Origin of the sequence: Tianweitania sp., from assembly GCF_032053605.1 — a bacterium.
Lineage (GTDB): Bacteria > Pseudomonadota > Alphaproteobacteria > Rhizobiales > Rhizobiaceae > Tianweitania.
This window is the reverse complement of the sequence record NZ_DAMBUH010000025.1, coordinates 13,181-26,276: the sequence shown is the minus strand read 5'-3', so window position 1 is coordinate 26,276 and position 13,096 is coordinate 13,181. Positions and strand designations below refer to the sequence as shown.

Annotated in this window: 13 protein-coding genes and 1 tRNA gene; 3 read left to right on the top strand and 11 right to left on the bottom strand. The window is 62.6% G+C overall.

Annotation, left to right across the window (positions count from 1 at the left end; all coding sequences use genetic code 11):
* Window positions 1-2,055, top strand: a 2,055-nt coding sequence (locus RTX98_RS08425; RefSeq protein ID WP_312795929.1) for a glycine cleavage T C-terminal barrel domain-containing protein, incomplete at its 5' end; no start/stop codon positions are given.
* The gene (locus tag RTX98_RS08420) at window positions 2,048-2,584 is read left to right on the top strand and encodes a hypothetical protein (RefSeq protein ID WP_312795927.1); all 537 of its coding nucleotides are present in this window, start codon (window positions 2,048-2,050) and stop codon (window positions 2,582-2,584) included. The genes RTX98_RS08425 and RTX98_RS08420, both read left to right, overlap by 8 nt.
* A gap of 276 nt (window positions 2,585-2,860) precedes the next feature.
* Here the strand turns inward: RTX98_RS08420 and RTX98_RS08415 are convergent, their stop codons facing one another.
* From RTX98_RS08415 to RTX98_RS08405, 3 genes are all read right to left on the bottom strand, one after another.
* Window positions 2,861-3,142, bottom strand: a complete 282-nt coding sequence (locus tag RTX98_RS08415) for a hypothetical protein (RefSeq protein WP_312795925.1) — start codon at window positions 3,140-3,142, stop codon at window positions 2,861-2,863.
* A gap of 120 nt (window positions 3,143-3,262) precedes the next feature.
* The gene (locus RTX98_RS08410; RefSeq protein WP_312795924.1) at window positions 3,263-3,898 is read right to left on the bottom strand and encodes a TetR/AcrR family transcriptional regulator; all 636 of its coding nucleotides are present in this window, start codon (window positions 3,896-3,898) and stop codon (window positions 3,263-3,265) included.
* 44 nt (window positions 3,899-3,942) lie between these two features.
* Window positions 3,943-4,863 carry a 2-dehydropantoate 2-reductase gene (locus RTX98_RS08405; protein ID WP_312795923.1) on the bottom strand — a complete coding sequence of 307 codons (921 nt, stop codon included), beginning with the start codon at window positions 4,861-4,863 and terminating at the stop codon, window positions 3,943-3,945.
* 132 nt (window positions 4,864-4,995) lie between these two features.
* On the opposite strand from RTX98_RS08405, the gene RTX98_RS08400 reads away from it, so the two are divergent.
* Entirely contained in the window at window positions 4,996-5,961 is a 966-nt protein-coding gene (locus RTX98_RS08400) for a DUF808 domain-containing protein (RefSeq protein ID WP_312795921.1), read from the top strand.
* 235 nt (window positions 5,962-6,196) lie between these two features.
* Here RTX98_RS08400 and RTX98_RS08395 read toward each other — a convergent pair.
* The 8 genes from RTX98_RS08395 to RTX98_RS08360 all read right to left on the bottom strand — a co-directional run.
* Window positions 6,197-6,281, bottom strand: a tRNA-Leu gene (locus tag RTX98_RS08395).
* A gap of 132 nt (window positions 6,282-6,413) precedes the next feature.
* Complete coding sequence (locus tag RTX98_RS08390) at window positions 6,414-7,028, bottom strand: 2,3-bisphosphoglycerate-dependent phosphoglycerate mutase (RefSeq protein WP_312795919.1); 615 nt, start codon at window positions 7,026-7,028, stop codon at window positions 6,414-6,416.
* Window positions 7,029-7,072: 44 nt separating this feature from the next.
* Complete coding sequence (gene dapB / locus RTX98_RS08385) at window positions 7,073-7,900, bottom strand: 4-hydroxy-tetrahydrodipicolinate reductase (RefSeq protein WP_312795950.1); 828 nt, start codon at window positions 7,898-7,900, stop codon at window positions 7,073-7,075.
* The gene (locus tag RTX98_RS08380) at window positions 7,900-9,675 is read right to left on the bottom strand and encodes an ABC transporter ATP-binding protein (protein ID WP_312795949.1); all 1,776 of its coding nucleotides are present in this window, start codon (window positions 9,673-9,675) and stop codon (window positions 7,900-7,902) included. The genes dapB and RTX98_RS08380 overlap by 1 nt, the downstream gene beginning before the upstream one ends.
* 206 nt (window positions 9,676-9,881) lie before the next feature.
* Window positions 9,882-10,904, bottom strand: coding sequence for a glucokinase (locus tag RTX98_RS08375; RefSeq protein WP_312795918.1), 1,023 nt, complete (start codon window positions 10,902-10,904; stop codon window positions 9,882-9,884).
* Between the two features lie 24 nt (window positions 10,905-10,928).
* A complete protein-coding gene (locus tag RTX98_RS08370; protein WP_312795916.1) occupies window positions 10,929-11,318 on the bottom strand; it encodes a methylglyoxal synthase in 390 nt (129 codons plus the stop codon).
* 69 nt (window positions 11,319-11,387) lie between these two features.
* The gene (mepA, locus tag RTX98_RS08365; RefSeq protein WP_312795914.1) at window positions 11,388-12,413 is read right to left on the bottom strand and encodes a penicillin-insensitive murein endopeptidase; all 1,026 of its coding nucleotides are present in this window, start codon (window positions 12,411-12,413) and stop codon (window positions 11,388-11,390) included.
* Window positions 12,414-12,526: 113 nt separating this feature from the next.
* A partial coding sequence (locus RTX98_RS08360) for an NAD-dependent epimerase/dehydratase family protein (protein WP_416223088.1) occupies window positions 12,527-13,096 on the bottom strand: 570 nt, incomplete at its 5' end.

The following is a 13,096-nucleotide window of genomic DNA, read 5'->3' as shown; positions in this document are numbered from 1 at the left end:
CTCGTCGCGCTTTGGCAGCGCCGGCCTGGCCAGCAGGATGCCCAATGGCGCGTGCGGGCAAAGGAGATCGTGCTTGCGGCCGGTGCGATCGAGCGGCCGCTGATCTTCCCCGACAATGATCGTCCCGGCGTCATGCTGGCCGATGCCGCGCTGAGCTACCTTGCCCGCCACAAGGTCCTGCTCGGGCGCCGTATCGTGCTCGCGACCAACAATGACCGCGCTTATCCCGTGGCCGATGCACTGGGCCGAGCGGGCGCTGCGGTGACGATCGCGGATCTTCGGCCACAAGCACGCGACGGCGCGCTGGTCAGTGCCCAGATTGAAGCCGTGCATGGAGCTAAGGGCGTCGAGGCTGTCACCGTATCCGGCCAGCGAATTCCGGCAGACTGCCTGCTGATGGCCGGCGGGCTGACACCGAGCGTGCACCTTTACTGCCAGGCGGGCGGCAAACTGACCTATGACGAGACAATCGCTGCCTTCATTCCGCGCGACGATCTTCCCGGGATCCGGGTCGTGGGTGCGGCAGTCGGTCAATACGCGCTAGTGGAAATCCTCGGCATTGCGGGCGATCCGCATCCTTATGCGATCGCGCCGGCTTGGCCTCAGCGCGGCGCCAAGGGGCGGCAGTGGGTCGACTTCCAGAACGACGTGACGGTGAAGGACATCGCACTGGCGGAGCGGGAAAACTTCCGCTCGGTCGAGCATCTCAAGCGCTACACCACGCTCGGCATGGCAACCGATCAAGGCAAGACGTCAAACGTGAACGGCCTCGCCACGATGGCGGCGCTGACCGGGCAGACCATACCGCAGACCGGCACCACGACGTATCGCCCGCCCTTCGTGCCCGTGCCGTTCGGTGTCGTGGCAGGCCGGCGGCGCGGCGAGTTCTTCAATCCCGTTCGCAGGCTGGTGCTGGAGCGCGAACATCGCGAGGCTGGCGCGGTGTTCAGGGAGTATGGCGGCTGGCTGCGGCCGGCCTGGTTTGGCGGTGCGAATGCTGCGGCCAACATCCGTCGCGAATCGATTGCCGCCCGCACTAGCGTGGGCATTCTCGATGGCTCTCCGCTCGGCAAGATCGAAGTGATAGGTCCCGATGCCGGCGCGCTGGTCGACTATAACTCCTATAACACGCTGTCGAACCTGAAGGCGGGCCGCATCCGCTACGGCTTCATGCTGACCGAAAGCGGCGTGATCTATGATGACGGCGTGACCTCCAAGATTTCCGATGAGCACTACGTCGTGTCCTGCTCGTCGGGCCATGTCGCAGGCGTTGTTGCACGGCTGGAAGAATGGCGGCAGGACCGCTTCGATCCCGCACGTGTCTTCGTGCACAACTCCACGCCGCAATGGGCGACGCTGACGGCGAGTGGTCCGAAGGCCAAGGCGCTTGTTGCCGCGCTCGGCCTCGGTGTCGATCTGGATGACGCCGCGCTACCGCACATGGCTTTTGCCGACGGCCAATTCGACGGCGCGCCGGCGCGGGTGTCGCGCGTGTCCTTCACCGGCGACCGCTCCTACGAGATTGCGGTTCCCTCGGCGATAGCGGCCAGTCTGCTCGCCGCTATGCAGGAAGCCGGTCGCGCCCTTGATGCCGTGCTGATGGGTTCCGAAGCGCTGCTCCTGCTGCGTGCCGAAAAGGGCTACGTCATCGCCGGCAAGGACACGGACGGCACCACCATGCCTCAGGATCTCGGCATCCTCGGGCCGATGCAGAAGCGGCAGAACGAGTTTGTCGGCCGGCGCTCGCTGTTCACGGACAACGCGCAGAGGGCAGATCGCTCGCACTTTGTCGGCTTGACGGTTGAGGGAAACACAATGCTGCCGGTCGGCGCACACGGTGTCGAGACGCTGAACAACAAACGCCGTTCGATCGGATTCGTGACCTCCAGCTATGACAGTCCGACCCTCAATCGTCCGATCGCACTCGGCCTGATCGAGCGTGGCATGGAACGTAAGGGCGAGCTGATCGAGCTGGTATATCTCGGCCAGACCTTCGGCGCCCGCATCACTGAACCTTGCGCCTTCGACCCGGAAGGAGCGCGCCTCAATGCCTGACTTCCTGCCGAAGACCATGCTCGACCGCGGCACCTTCTGGACGCCTGTACCGGACTGGACGTCTGCGAGGCTGGATGGCGAAGGCTGGAGCGCGCGCGTCGTGCCGGACCTTCATCGCCTGCTTGTCAGCGGTAACCTTGAAGCGGCCGTGGCGAACCTGGCGCCGGGAGCGCCCAGCATCGGACTGTGGCAGATCGCCGAAGAGAAGATCCAGGCGCTGCGGATCGGCCGTGACCGCATGCTGATCACCTCCGTTGAACCGCTCGCTGCCAATATTGGTTGGAACGCCGAAGGTTACGGCGTCAGCCTTGCCGATGATGCCTATCGCACGGTCGAGATCCAGGGGCCGAAGCTGCGAGAACTTCTCGCGGAAATGAGTTTCGTCGATCTGGAGGGCGGAAGTCCCTCAGCCGCGACGCTGGTGTGCGGCCAGCCAGCTCTGCTTCATCGCACAAGCCCTGATTGCGCGCGACTTCACATCGAAGCGCCGCTAGCGACCACTATTCGGCATTGGCTGGAACACCGGTAAACGGCGTTCGAGATCTTTGACGCGCCGAGCGCGAAGGAAAGATGTTCAGTCGGCCTCAGGCGAGAACCGACCAATAAACGTAATTTGCGATAACAGCGACGAAGCAGAGCCCCCACACTTCGTATCTGGGCTCTGGCCCGTCCACATCGAACTTCATGTTCGCGGCCCTGATTGAGTTGACACTCCGGGCTTAGCCTTCAGCAGTTTCCGATACGTAAATTGCGATTCAATTTTGACGCGCTTTACGATGAGGGTCTCTGCTTCTTCAGGGTTGCGTTAATGGAGGCTTACCGATGGGCCCGTTGCGGATCTGACGCAAAGGGCATCATCGGCTTTGACGTCGCGCATCTTCATGGACGGGATCTCATTGCCGAAGATGTCCCGGTACGACATGCATTCCTGCGCAGCCTGCTGTTCTTCCTGGATTTCCATGCCGCGCTGCATTCCGGCCAGATAAGCTTGGTAGACTTCAGGCGCGCACTTCTCACCGGTCTTTGTCACTTTGCGAGCAAGTCGTCGCTCTATTCGCCGGTCGCGGGCATGTCTACGAATACGCATCTTTCCTCCTGCCGCGTTCAAAGAACGCACAGCCATCTACAAGGCACACTGGCAGAAAAAGTATTAGGCTTTCAATTCGAAAATCGACGCGGGACTGGAGTCGGCAGTGCAACTTTAGGCTTAGACAGCGGGTGGAGGCTCGGCCAGATCGGGGTCGTCATAACGGTCTTTATAGGACTGGATCAGACGGTCGATGGCTTCGCGCGTGACGCGATTATAGCTTTCCGAAAAGCCGAGCGTCGCCACCAGCTTCCAGTGTCCCTGGATCAGGGTCGAAAACAAAAAGCCAATCTCGGCGCAGGCGCGCTGGCTGAGTTCGGGATTGCTGATCTGCACCTCATGCGCGATTGTGTGCTGCAGGATGTTGTAATGCTCACGCAGCTTGTTGCGCACTGTCTTTGATCCCGTGGCAAGCGACATCACTGCGTCGTAGACCGCCGTGTCCGCCGGCTTGGCCAGTCCCTCCTTGGTGAGGAGGTTGAAATAGTAGTCGAGAAACAAGGGCAGTCGTTCAGCCGAATTGGCCTGGTGAATGCCACGCATCAGCAGCATGCGATGCGCCGAGGCCAGGGCTTCGCAGACTGCGACCATCAAGGCTTCCGGTTCCGGAAAATAGTGCCGGATCAGCTGGCGTGACATGCCGGCTTGCTCTGCAATCCGGTCATAGGAAGGCATCGGCAATCCGTTTTCCGAGATCGCCTTGATGGCGGCCTGCACGATCTCGGGTTTCCGGATATCACAGAGCGTCTTGCGCATGGCATTTCAGACTTGTCTTGGGCCGACGGGGCAATACGCCAGGGTCAGTTTGCGCCGTCGAGGCTGTAACCACTGGCGCCCTTCAACAGAGCCAGGATTGTGCGGTTGACCGGGACGTCGATGCCATGTCGTTCAGCGGCTGCCACAACCGCGCCGGTGATGAAGGCATATTCCAGAGGTCGGCCGGCTAGACGATCATAAAGCATCGACGATCCGCTGTTTGGCGACTTGGCGTTGCGTGCCAGCGGTCCCTCGATGTCGGCGTCGCTGAGCTTTGCGCCGGCGGCCTTCGCCACGGCAACGACTTCACGGCCGATGCTGCGGGTCAGTTCTGCAACCTGGCTGTCCGAAAACACCGCACCGCGGCGCACGGTCAGCGCGGTAACCGGGTTGGCCATGGCATTGGTCAGCAGCTTGCCCCAGGCCACGGTCAGGAAGTCATCCTCGCCGTTGATCTCGAAGGCGCTTCCGGCAAACAGCGCGGCAAAATCATCGCCCACGGGCCCTTGCGGCACGCTGATCTTGGCATGTCCGTGATGGAGGATGTGTCCGGGTGCCAAGCGCTCGACGGCGCAGATCATAATTGCCGGCAGGACCTGTGTCTCAGTAGGCAAAAAGGGCCTAACACGCTCTTCGTGCTCGATGCCGTTCTGCGTGACAACCACGACACTGTCAGGTCCTGCGAGCTTTTCCAACCATGGTGCAGCACTAGGCACATCCTGCGCCTTGGTGGTTACGAGGATCCATTTGGCAGGCTCTTCCGCCGCAGGGTCGGTAGCGATCCGAACGGGCACAATGGTTTCCGCGCCACCGTCGGCTTCGGTGATCACCAGCTTGTCGAAGGGCGTGCGCACACACAAGGTGATGTCATGCCCGGCAGCGTGGAGCTGGCTTGCCAGATACCCGCCGATCCCGCCGCTGCCGATGATCGCGATGCGTTCAGCGGTTTTTTGACCCTGCGCCATGCCTGTTCCCTGCTCTTATCTTTCAAGCCGCTTGTATGCGGCAAGTCGCGGAAAGGAACAACTGCCGCCTTGCCTTGTTGGCCTGCTTGTCCAAGTTGGGCTAAGCGAAAACAATAAGAAGGCGAGACGTGCATGAGCATCGGACTGTTGGGGCTGCTTGACGACATAGCAGGCATCGTCAAGGTCGCGGCCTCCTCGGTCGATGATGTTGCGGGCATGGCGACGAAGGCCGGCGTCAAGGCAAGTGCGGCCGTTATCGACGATGCGGCCGTTACGCCGCGTTATCTGGACGGGTTTGCGGCCAAGCGGGAACTGCCGATTGTCGGCAAGATCGCGCTGGGCTCGCTCAAGAACAAGCTCTTGTTCCTGCTGCCGGCCGCCCTTGTGCTTAGCTTCTTTCTGCCATCTGCCATCACGCCGCTGCTGATGCTGGGCGGCGCTTATCTCGCTTACGAGGGTGCCGAGAAGGTGTTTCATGCGCTGGCGCCGAGCCACGCGGAAGGGCACGAGGAAAAGCTGACGCCGGTGGCGATGAACGCGGCCAGCCGTGAGGACGAGCAGGTCGCGAGCGCCATCAAGACCGACTTCATCCTGTCGGCCGAGATCATGACCATCGCGCTGGCGGCCATTCCCGCCAACAGCTTCATCATGCAGGCGGCTGTTCTGGCCCTCGTTGGCACCGGAATCACGCTGCTGGTTTACGGCGCCGTGGCGCTGATCGTGCGCCTGGACGATATGGGCATGTATCTCGCACGGCACGCGCTGACCGGCTTCGGTCGCGGTGTCGGACGCGTCATGGTGAAGGGCATGCCGACGGTCATGCTGGTGCTTGGCGTGATCGGTACGGCTGCCATGATCTGGGTGGGCGGCAGCATCGTCGCGCATGGCCTGGGCGGTTTCGGATGGCATGGGCCGGCAGCCGCGATCGAGCATGTGCACGAACTGGTCAACCACGCTGCCGGACGCATCGCAGCCTGGTTCGCGGAAACAGCCGGTTTCGGCCTGTTCGGCCTGGCGCTCGGTACAGTCTTGATCCCGATTGCGAGCACGGTGATTTCGCCGGCCTGGAAGGCGATCAAGTCCGGTTTCGGCAAGTAAGGCCCATCCTTGCGGCTGGATGTGTGGCGCCCACCCAGCGTCACTATTGGCTGAGAGCCCGGTGCTTTAGCGCGTTCAAGAACGCCTAACAGCTAGGCGACCTGCGTCGAAGCAAGCTTGAGCAGGCACGAACTTCGATATGGTGTAGGTGAGGATCGCTCGTCGTGACCGCTGACGCCGCAAGCTAAGGATTTGGTTTGGCTGATTAGCTTGCAAACCACATCTCGTGAGATGATGGTGCCCAGGAGAGGACTCGAACCTCCACGCCTCGCGGCACACGGACCTGAACCGTGCGCGTCTACCAATTCCGCCACCTGGGCAGGTGTGCGCCGCCGATGTACGTGCGGCGCTGGATTCTGTCAACGCACAATCTTCGCTGTTTCCAGCAATCTTCGCAGATGCGTCCTTCCGCGAAGATCGTGAGCCGGCAAGGGCTGCCGGCCAAGGGGAATTTACAGCGTTTCCTTGGATGCGACGGTGGAATCCGCATTGAGCTTGTAGACGATCGGCACGCCGGTTCCCAACTCCATCGACACCACGTCCTCGCCGGTAAGGCCATCCAGCGCCATGATGAGGGCGCGCAGCGAGTTGCCGTGGGCGGCCACCAGAACCGTCTCACCACGCAGCACATGCGGCTGGATCTCATGCATGTAATAGGGCCAGACACGCGCGCCGGTATCGCGCAGGCTTTCGCCGCCGGGCGGCGGCACGTCATAGGAGCGGCGCCAGATATGAACCTGGTCCTCGCCCCACTTGGCGCGCGCATCGTCCTTGTTGAGGCCCGACAGGTCGCCGTAATCGCGCTCGTTCAGCGCCTGTTTACGGATGGTCTTGACGCTCTCCTGCGCCAATTCGCCGAGGATCAGTGCGCAGGTGTTCTGCGCCCGCTTCAGGTCGGACGTATAAGCGAGATCGAACTTCAGCCCGCGAGCGGCGAGTTTGGTGCCCGCTGCCTTGGCTTCGGTAACACCCTGTTCGGTCAGCTCGGGATCACGCCAGCCGGTGAACAGGTTCTTGAGGTTCCAATCGCTCTGGCCGTGGCGCACGAGCACGAGGGTACCGGACATTCATCTCTCCCAGTTCGTTCGATGATCAGAGGCAGCGCTGGCGCTTACGCCAGGCCAAGGACGTCTCGCATGGAATAAAGGCCGGACTTGCGCCCACGCGCCCACAAGGCCGCACGCACGGCGCCGCGCGCAAAGATCGAGCGGTCTTCGGCCATATGACCGAGCGTGATGCGTTCGCCGGCGCCGGCAAGGATCACTGAATGCTCGCCGACAACGGATCCGCCGCGCAAGGTGGCAAAGCCGATCGCGCCCGCTTCTCGCGCACCGGTGTGACCGTCGCGGCTGCGTACGCTGTTTTCGTTCAGGTCGAGGGCGCGACCCTCTGCTGCCGCCTGGCCGAGCAGCAAGGCCGTGCCGGAAGGCGCATCCACCTTGTGGCGATGGTGCATTTCCAGCACTTCGATGTCGAAGTCAGCCGCAGGCAAAGCGCGTGCTGCCTGTTCCACCAGCGCCGCCAGAAGATTGACGCCGAGGCTCATATTGCCGGACTTCACGATCGTCGCATGGCGCGCGGCAGCCAGGATCCTGGCGTCATCTTCTGTCGAACATCCGGTGGTGCCGATCACATGCGCGATATGTGCCTGCGCTGCATAGCCCGCGAATTCAACACTTGCGGCAGGCGAGGTGAAGTCGAGCACACCGTCCGCCTGGGCAAAAACCGGCAGCGGATCATCGGTGACGAGGACGCCGAGCGACCCAACACCAGCAAGCTCGCCGGCATCACGTCCAAGCGCTGCGGATCCCCTGCGTTCGACGGCGCCGGACAAAACGGCTTCGGTCGACTCGCCGATCGCGCGGATCAGCGCCTGCCCCATACGACCGCCGGCACCCACCACAACCAGCCGCATCGGGCTCGACGCGTTCTCGCTCATCATGGCAGTGTCTTTCGCTGCAGGGGCGGCAGTTCGGATGCGGCGCGGTCTTCCACGAGCTCCAGGCCCTTCTGTGTTTGAAGGCGGTAGAAGCGGGCATAGATGCCGTTCTTGTCGGCCAGCAATTCGTCATGCGTGCCTTGCTCGACGACCTCGCCAGAATCCATCACGACGATCTTGTCGGCATTGACCACAGTCGACATGCGGTGGGCGATGACGATCGTGGTGCGGCCTTGCATGACGCGCTCAAGCGCCGCCTGCACCTGCGCTTCCGATTCATTGTCGAGCGCCGACGTGGCCTCGTCGAGCACGAGGATTGGCGCATTGCGCAGAATGGCGCGGGCAATCGACACGCGCTGGCGCTGGCCGCCGGAAAGCGTCGCGCCGCTTTCGCCCACCAGCGTATCGTAGCCCTCGGTCTGGGCGCGGATGAAGGTGTCGGCATAAGCGATGCCCGCGGCTTCCTCAACTTCGGCGTCGGTCGCGTCCGGGCGGCCATAGCGGATGTTGTCGCGGATCGTGCCTTCAAACAGATAAGGCTGCTGCGAAACATAGGCGATCTGGCTGCGTAGCGACTGTTTTGTAACGCCGGCAATATCCTGACCATCCACGGTGATGCGGCCGGACTCAAGATCGTAGAAGCGCAGCAGAAGCGAGATCAGCGTCGACTTGCCGGCGCCTGACGAACCGACGATGGCTGTTGTCTGGTTGGCTGCCGCCTCGAAGGAAACGGCGCGCAGCACGGGCAGCGTTTCGTCGTAAGCGAAGCTGGCATTCTCGAACCGCACGGCGCCGGACTGCACCTTCAGCTCGGTCGCGCCCGCAGCGTCGCGCTGATGCGGCTCGATGTCGAGGATCTCGTAGATCATGCGCGCATTGACGAGCGACTTTTCCAGATTGACCTGGACGCGTGCCAAGCGGCGTGCTGGGTCGTAAGCCAGCATCAGCGCGGTGATGAAGGCGAAGACCGCGCCGGGCGGCAGCTGTTCGTAGGCAGCGCGATAGCCGGAATAAGCGATCACGCCAGCCACTGCCACACCGGCCAAGATTTCGGCGATCGGCGTGGTGCGCTCGGAAACCTGCGCGATCTTGTTGGCCCGCTGCTCGGCATCGTCGATCAGCGCGCCGATGCGGCGCGACAGCTGATCTTCCATGGTGAAGGCCTTGACGATGGCCACGCCTTGCGTCGCTTCCTGGATCGCACCGACGAGGCGTGAATTGACCATGACAGCCTTGCGCGCGGCCTTGCGCAGACGCCGCATCAGCGTGTTGACCGCAAAGATCAGCGGCGGGCCGATCAGAAGCGCGATCATGGCCAGGAACGGGTCCTGGTAGATCATGACGCCCACCAGCGCGAGCAGCGAAACAAGATCGCGCGCAATGGATGTCAGCGTCATCGACAGGAGGTCGCGTACGCCGTTGACATTTTCGGTAATGCGCGCGGCAAGCTGGCCGGAGCGCTGGTCGCTGAAAAAGCCGATGCCGAGCTTCATCAGGTGGTCGAAGATGCGCTTCTGATAGCGCGCCACGAGATTATTGCCGACGCGGGCCAGGATCACCGACTGCGCATAACCGGCAACGCCCCGGATAAGGAAGGCGGCGAAGATCGACGCCGAGATCAGCGCGATCAGGTCGGCGCGGGCATTGACGAAGATCTCGTCAATGACGTCGCGCATGATCCAGGCGCTGAACGCGGTGGTGGCGGCAATCGCCAGCAGGCACAGAATGGCAACTGTGTAGGAGCCGATATAGTCCCGGCTGTTTTCCGCCAGCATGCGCTTCAGGATGGAGAACGTCTCGCCCCTGAAGATGCCGCGCTTGGCTTTAACCGCCTCGTTCTGCTTGATGGCCGTCAACCGCTCGTCCAGTCCGTTGAACAGCCGGCGCAGCATGCGGCCGGCTGTTGGCGCCTTCATAAAGGCATCGCGGCCACATTTCTATCGGCGAATCGCTGATGGTCTGCCCAAGCTGACGCGCGATGTCACGCGCTCCAGCTGCGGCCATGCGTTTCGACGCCAAATAATGCGGGCGTACGGGCAAAGGCGGCCAGACCGGCGAGCGCGGCCAGCGGATGGGTAATCACATAAACCGGCATCGTGCTGAGAAGGTGGCTATGCGGCGCCTTGTCTTCGAAAGCCCGGCGGAACGCGCCGGTCTTCAAGGCCGGGATGATCTTTTGCGCAATGCCACCGGTCAAGAACACGCCGCCTTTGCTCATGAACACCAGCGCCAGATCGCCGGCCGTGCGGCCCAAAGCCGTCACGAACATCTCGACGGCTTCCACGGCGATGGCGTCGGACCTCTCCAGCGCATGCGCGGTCACTTCGGCCGGCGTGGTCAAGGCGGCTTCCTTGCCGTCAGCCGTGGCGATGGCGCGATAAAGGTTCACCAGACCGCGACCGCTGAGCAGCTGTTCGCCGGAAATACGGCCTTCGATCTGCTCGATATGCGGCCATACCGCATAGTCCCGCTCTGTGCGCGGACCGATGTCCATGTGCCCGCCTTCGCCCGGAACAGGGATCCAGGTGTGAACGGCATGCACGAGACCGGCAACGCCGAGGCCGGTTCCCGGTCCAAGCACGACACGGCTGGCGAGCGCTTCACCTGTGCCGCCGCCGATCTTTTCCATATGCGGCTCGCCCAAGGCCACAACAGCAAGGGCCTGTGCCTCGAAATCGTTGAGCACGATCAGCTCGGAAAAGCCGAGTTCGCCGAAGAACGTCTTCGGCCGAACGACCCAAGGGCAGTTGGTCAGGCGGATTTCGTCGCCTTCCACCGGACCAGCTACGGCCAAGACCGCCGACATCGGGCGCAGGGAGGTGCGATCAAGGATCGAGGTCTGGATCGCATCATCGATCGTGGCGAAATCCGCCGTTTGCACGATCGGAAATTCCTTGGGATCGGCATGGGGCCCGGTCAGAATCGCGAAGCGCGCATTGGTGCCGCCGATGTCGCCGATCAGAACCGGGAACTTCAACACCGTGTCTTCAAAAAGCTGGGCCATGTCGTTTCTATCCAATTCGCTCGGTCATGCGCCATTCAACCCGGCTTCCTCGCTGCGGAGGATCATTTCCGCAGAAGCCCGGTTGAGCGCCATTGCAATGTCGTAAACGATGCCGAGCCGCATTAGTGCCTTCACGTCGACATCATGCGGCATCGGCGTCAGCGGATCGACGAAGAAGATGAGGATGTCGATCGCGCCTTCCGCAATCAGCGCGCCGATCTGCTGGTCTCCGCCAAGCGGCCCACTTTTCAGAAGCGTCACATCGAGCTGCGGGCAGGCAGCTTTCACCAGGCTACCCGTCGTGCCGGTGGCAACCAGGCTGCAGGTCTCGAAAAACGCGGCATGTGATGAGACGAAGGCGACGAGGTCGTCCTTCTTCAAATCATGCGCGATAAGGGCGATGCGGCGGGACATGGGCTGACCGAACTAAATCGATTGAGACCTAGTCCGGTTCGCCCTCGTCGCCAAGGCTTGTCGGCCGGTTTATTGGCCGGATGGTCGCGGAGACGGCACGGGGATGGCGTTCGGCAGTTCCGGCTCCACCGGGGAAGCGGTCGGGATGACGTCCGCGACGCGGTTGCTGCCGCCACCAACCGTCACCGATGCTTCGGACTGCGGCGATGGCGCTTCCAGAACCATGCGGCATTCCTTGGGCAGCGCCTTCATGGTCATGACATCGCGGGCGCGAGGTGCCTGCGGACCGGTGGCTTTGCGCCATGGCTCTTCCGTGAACCACCAGGCAAGCGACTTGTCGCAACCGTCGCCAGTGCCGGTGGATTCCTGAGCCTTGCAGCCGACCGAACCTGCCGGGCAGCCGATGCGCACATGGAAATGGTAGTCGTGGCCCCAGAACGGCCGCACCTTGTTCAGCCAGGAACGGTCGCCTGTCACCGTGTCGCAAAGCTTCTTCTTGATGCCCGGATGCACGAAAATGCGCTCCACTTCCGGATAGCCGGCCGCGCGCTTGAGGATCGCAGCATGCGCCGACGTCCAAAGCCGATCGTCGACCGTAAGACCGCCGTCCTTGATCATGGATTTCGGCTCGAAGCTTTCGCGCTCCGGCCCGGACAAGCGCCGCTTCGGCATCGGCGTGAACCAGATGTCTGCATCGAGACCCACCTGATGCGAGGCATGGCCAGTCAGCATCGGCCCGCCGCGCGGCTGGGAAATGTCGCCCAGCATCAAGCCGTTCCAGCCATCCTTGCTCGCGCCATCATCCGACAGCTTTTCCAGCGTCTTGATGAGCTGGGGATGGCCCCAGCGGCGATTACGCGACAAGCGCATCGCCTGCCAATGCGGACCATCGACCGCCATGGCGATGCCGCCGGCAAAGCAGCCCTTGGAATAAAAGCCGTAGGACTTGGCAGGCATGGCGGCCGGCAGGGGCTTGGAGCCGAACAGATCCTTCGCCAGCGGCTCGGCGGCATTCACTTGGGGAACCGCGGGGTTGAGCGCGAGCAAGGCTGCGCAGGCAAAAACCGCGCGGATCCAACGGGAGGGTGTGCGCATCGGGGTGTCTCCAACGGCGTGCGTGGCCGGCTGTGGCGATGATCCTTCCGCCGCCAAGGTTAACCGAAGCTTAACGGGACATATCCGACGCAGCGTTGAGCCTCATCATGAGCTTACCCAGCGTCGCGCCAGTTGCCGGCCTGCATCATGGCTTCCAGCGCCATGCGGTAGTTCGGGTAGCGGAACGTGTATCCGGCGTGGCCCAGCTTTGCGTTGGAAACCCGCTTGTTGTCGCCATAAAAACTGCGCGCCATTGGCGACATGTCGGCTTCGTCGAACGGGATTTCCGGCGGCGGCTCCATTCCCATGAGATCAGCCGCGAAGGCAACGACATCCTGCGGCGGCCCCGGCTCGTCATCGGCGATGTTGAATGCCCCGCCGATCTTTTCCCGCGCCAGCAACTCCGTTGCGCCGGCAATATCCTCGACATGGATGCGATTAAAGACCTGCCCCGGCTTGATGACGCGCTTGGCCTTGCCTTGTTCGAGGTTGAGGAAGGTGTTGCGGCCCGGACCATAGATGCCGGCCAGCCTGAGCAGCGCCACCGGCACGCCCCGAGCCTCGCCGAAAGCCGTCCAAGCCTGTTCAGCGGCAACGCGCTGGCGTCCGCGCGTGGATGTCGGGTCTTTAGCATCGTCTTCCACGACCCAGCCGCCGCCCCGGTCGCCATAAACGCCGACGGT

Coding starts and splice junctions, on each gene's coding strand:
- RTX98_RS08420 (WP_312795927.1), top strand. CDS start 2,048: ATGCCTGACTTCCTGCCGAAGACCATGCTCGACCGCGGCACCTTCTGG.
- RTX98_RS08415 (WP_312795925.1), bottom strand. CDS start 3,142: ATGCGTATTCGTAGACATGCCCGCGACCGGCGAATAGAGCGACGACTT.
- RTX98_RS08410 (WP_312795924.1), bottom strand. CDS start 3,898: ATGCGCAAGACGCTCTGTGATATCCGGAAACCCGAGATCGTGCAGGCC.
- RTX98_RS08405 (WP_312795923.1), bottom strand. CDS start 4,863: ATGGCGCAGGGTCAAAAAACCGCTGAACGCATCGCGATCATCGGCAGC.
- RTX98_RS08400 (WP_312795921.1), top strand. CDS start 4,996: ATGAGCATCGGACTGTTGGGGCTGCTTGACGACATAGCAGGCATCGTC.
- RTX98_RS08390 (WP_312795919.1), bottom strand. CDS start 7,028: ATGTCCGGTACCCTCGTGCTCGTGCGCCACGGCCAGAGCGATTGGAAC.
- dapB (WP_312795950.1), bottom strand. CDS start 7,900: ATGAGCGAGAACGCGTCGAGCCCGATGCGGCTGGTTGTGGTGGGTGCC.
- RTX98_RS08380 (WP_312795949.1), bottom strand. CDS start 9,675: ATGCTGGCGGAAAACAGCCGGGACTATATCGGCTCCTACACAGTTGCC.
- RTX98_RS08375 (WP_312795918.1), bottom strand. CDS start 10,904: ATGGCCCAGCTTTTTGAAGACACGGTGTTGAAGTTCCCGGTTCTGATC.
- RTX98_RS08370 (WP_312795916.1), bottom strand. CDS start 11,318: ATGTCCCGCCGCATCGCCCTTATCGCGCATGATTTGAAGAAGGACGAC.
- mepA (WP_312795914.1), bottom strand. CDS start 12,413: ATGCGCACACCCTCCCGTTGGATCCGCGCGGTTTTTGCCTGCGCAGCC.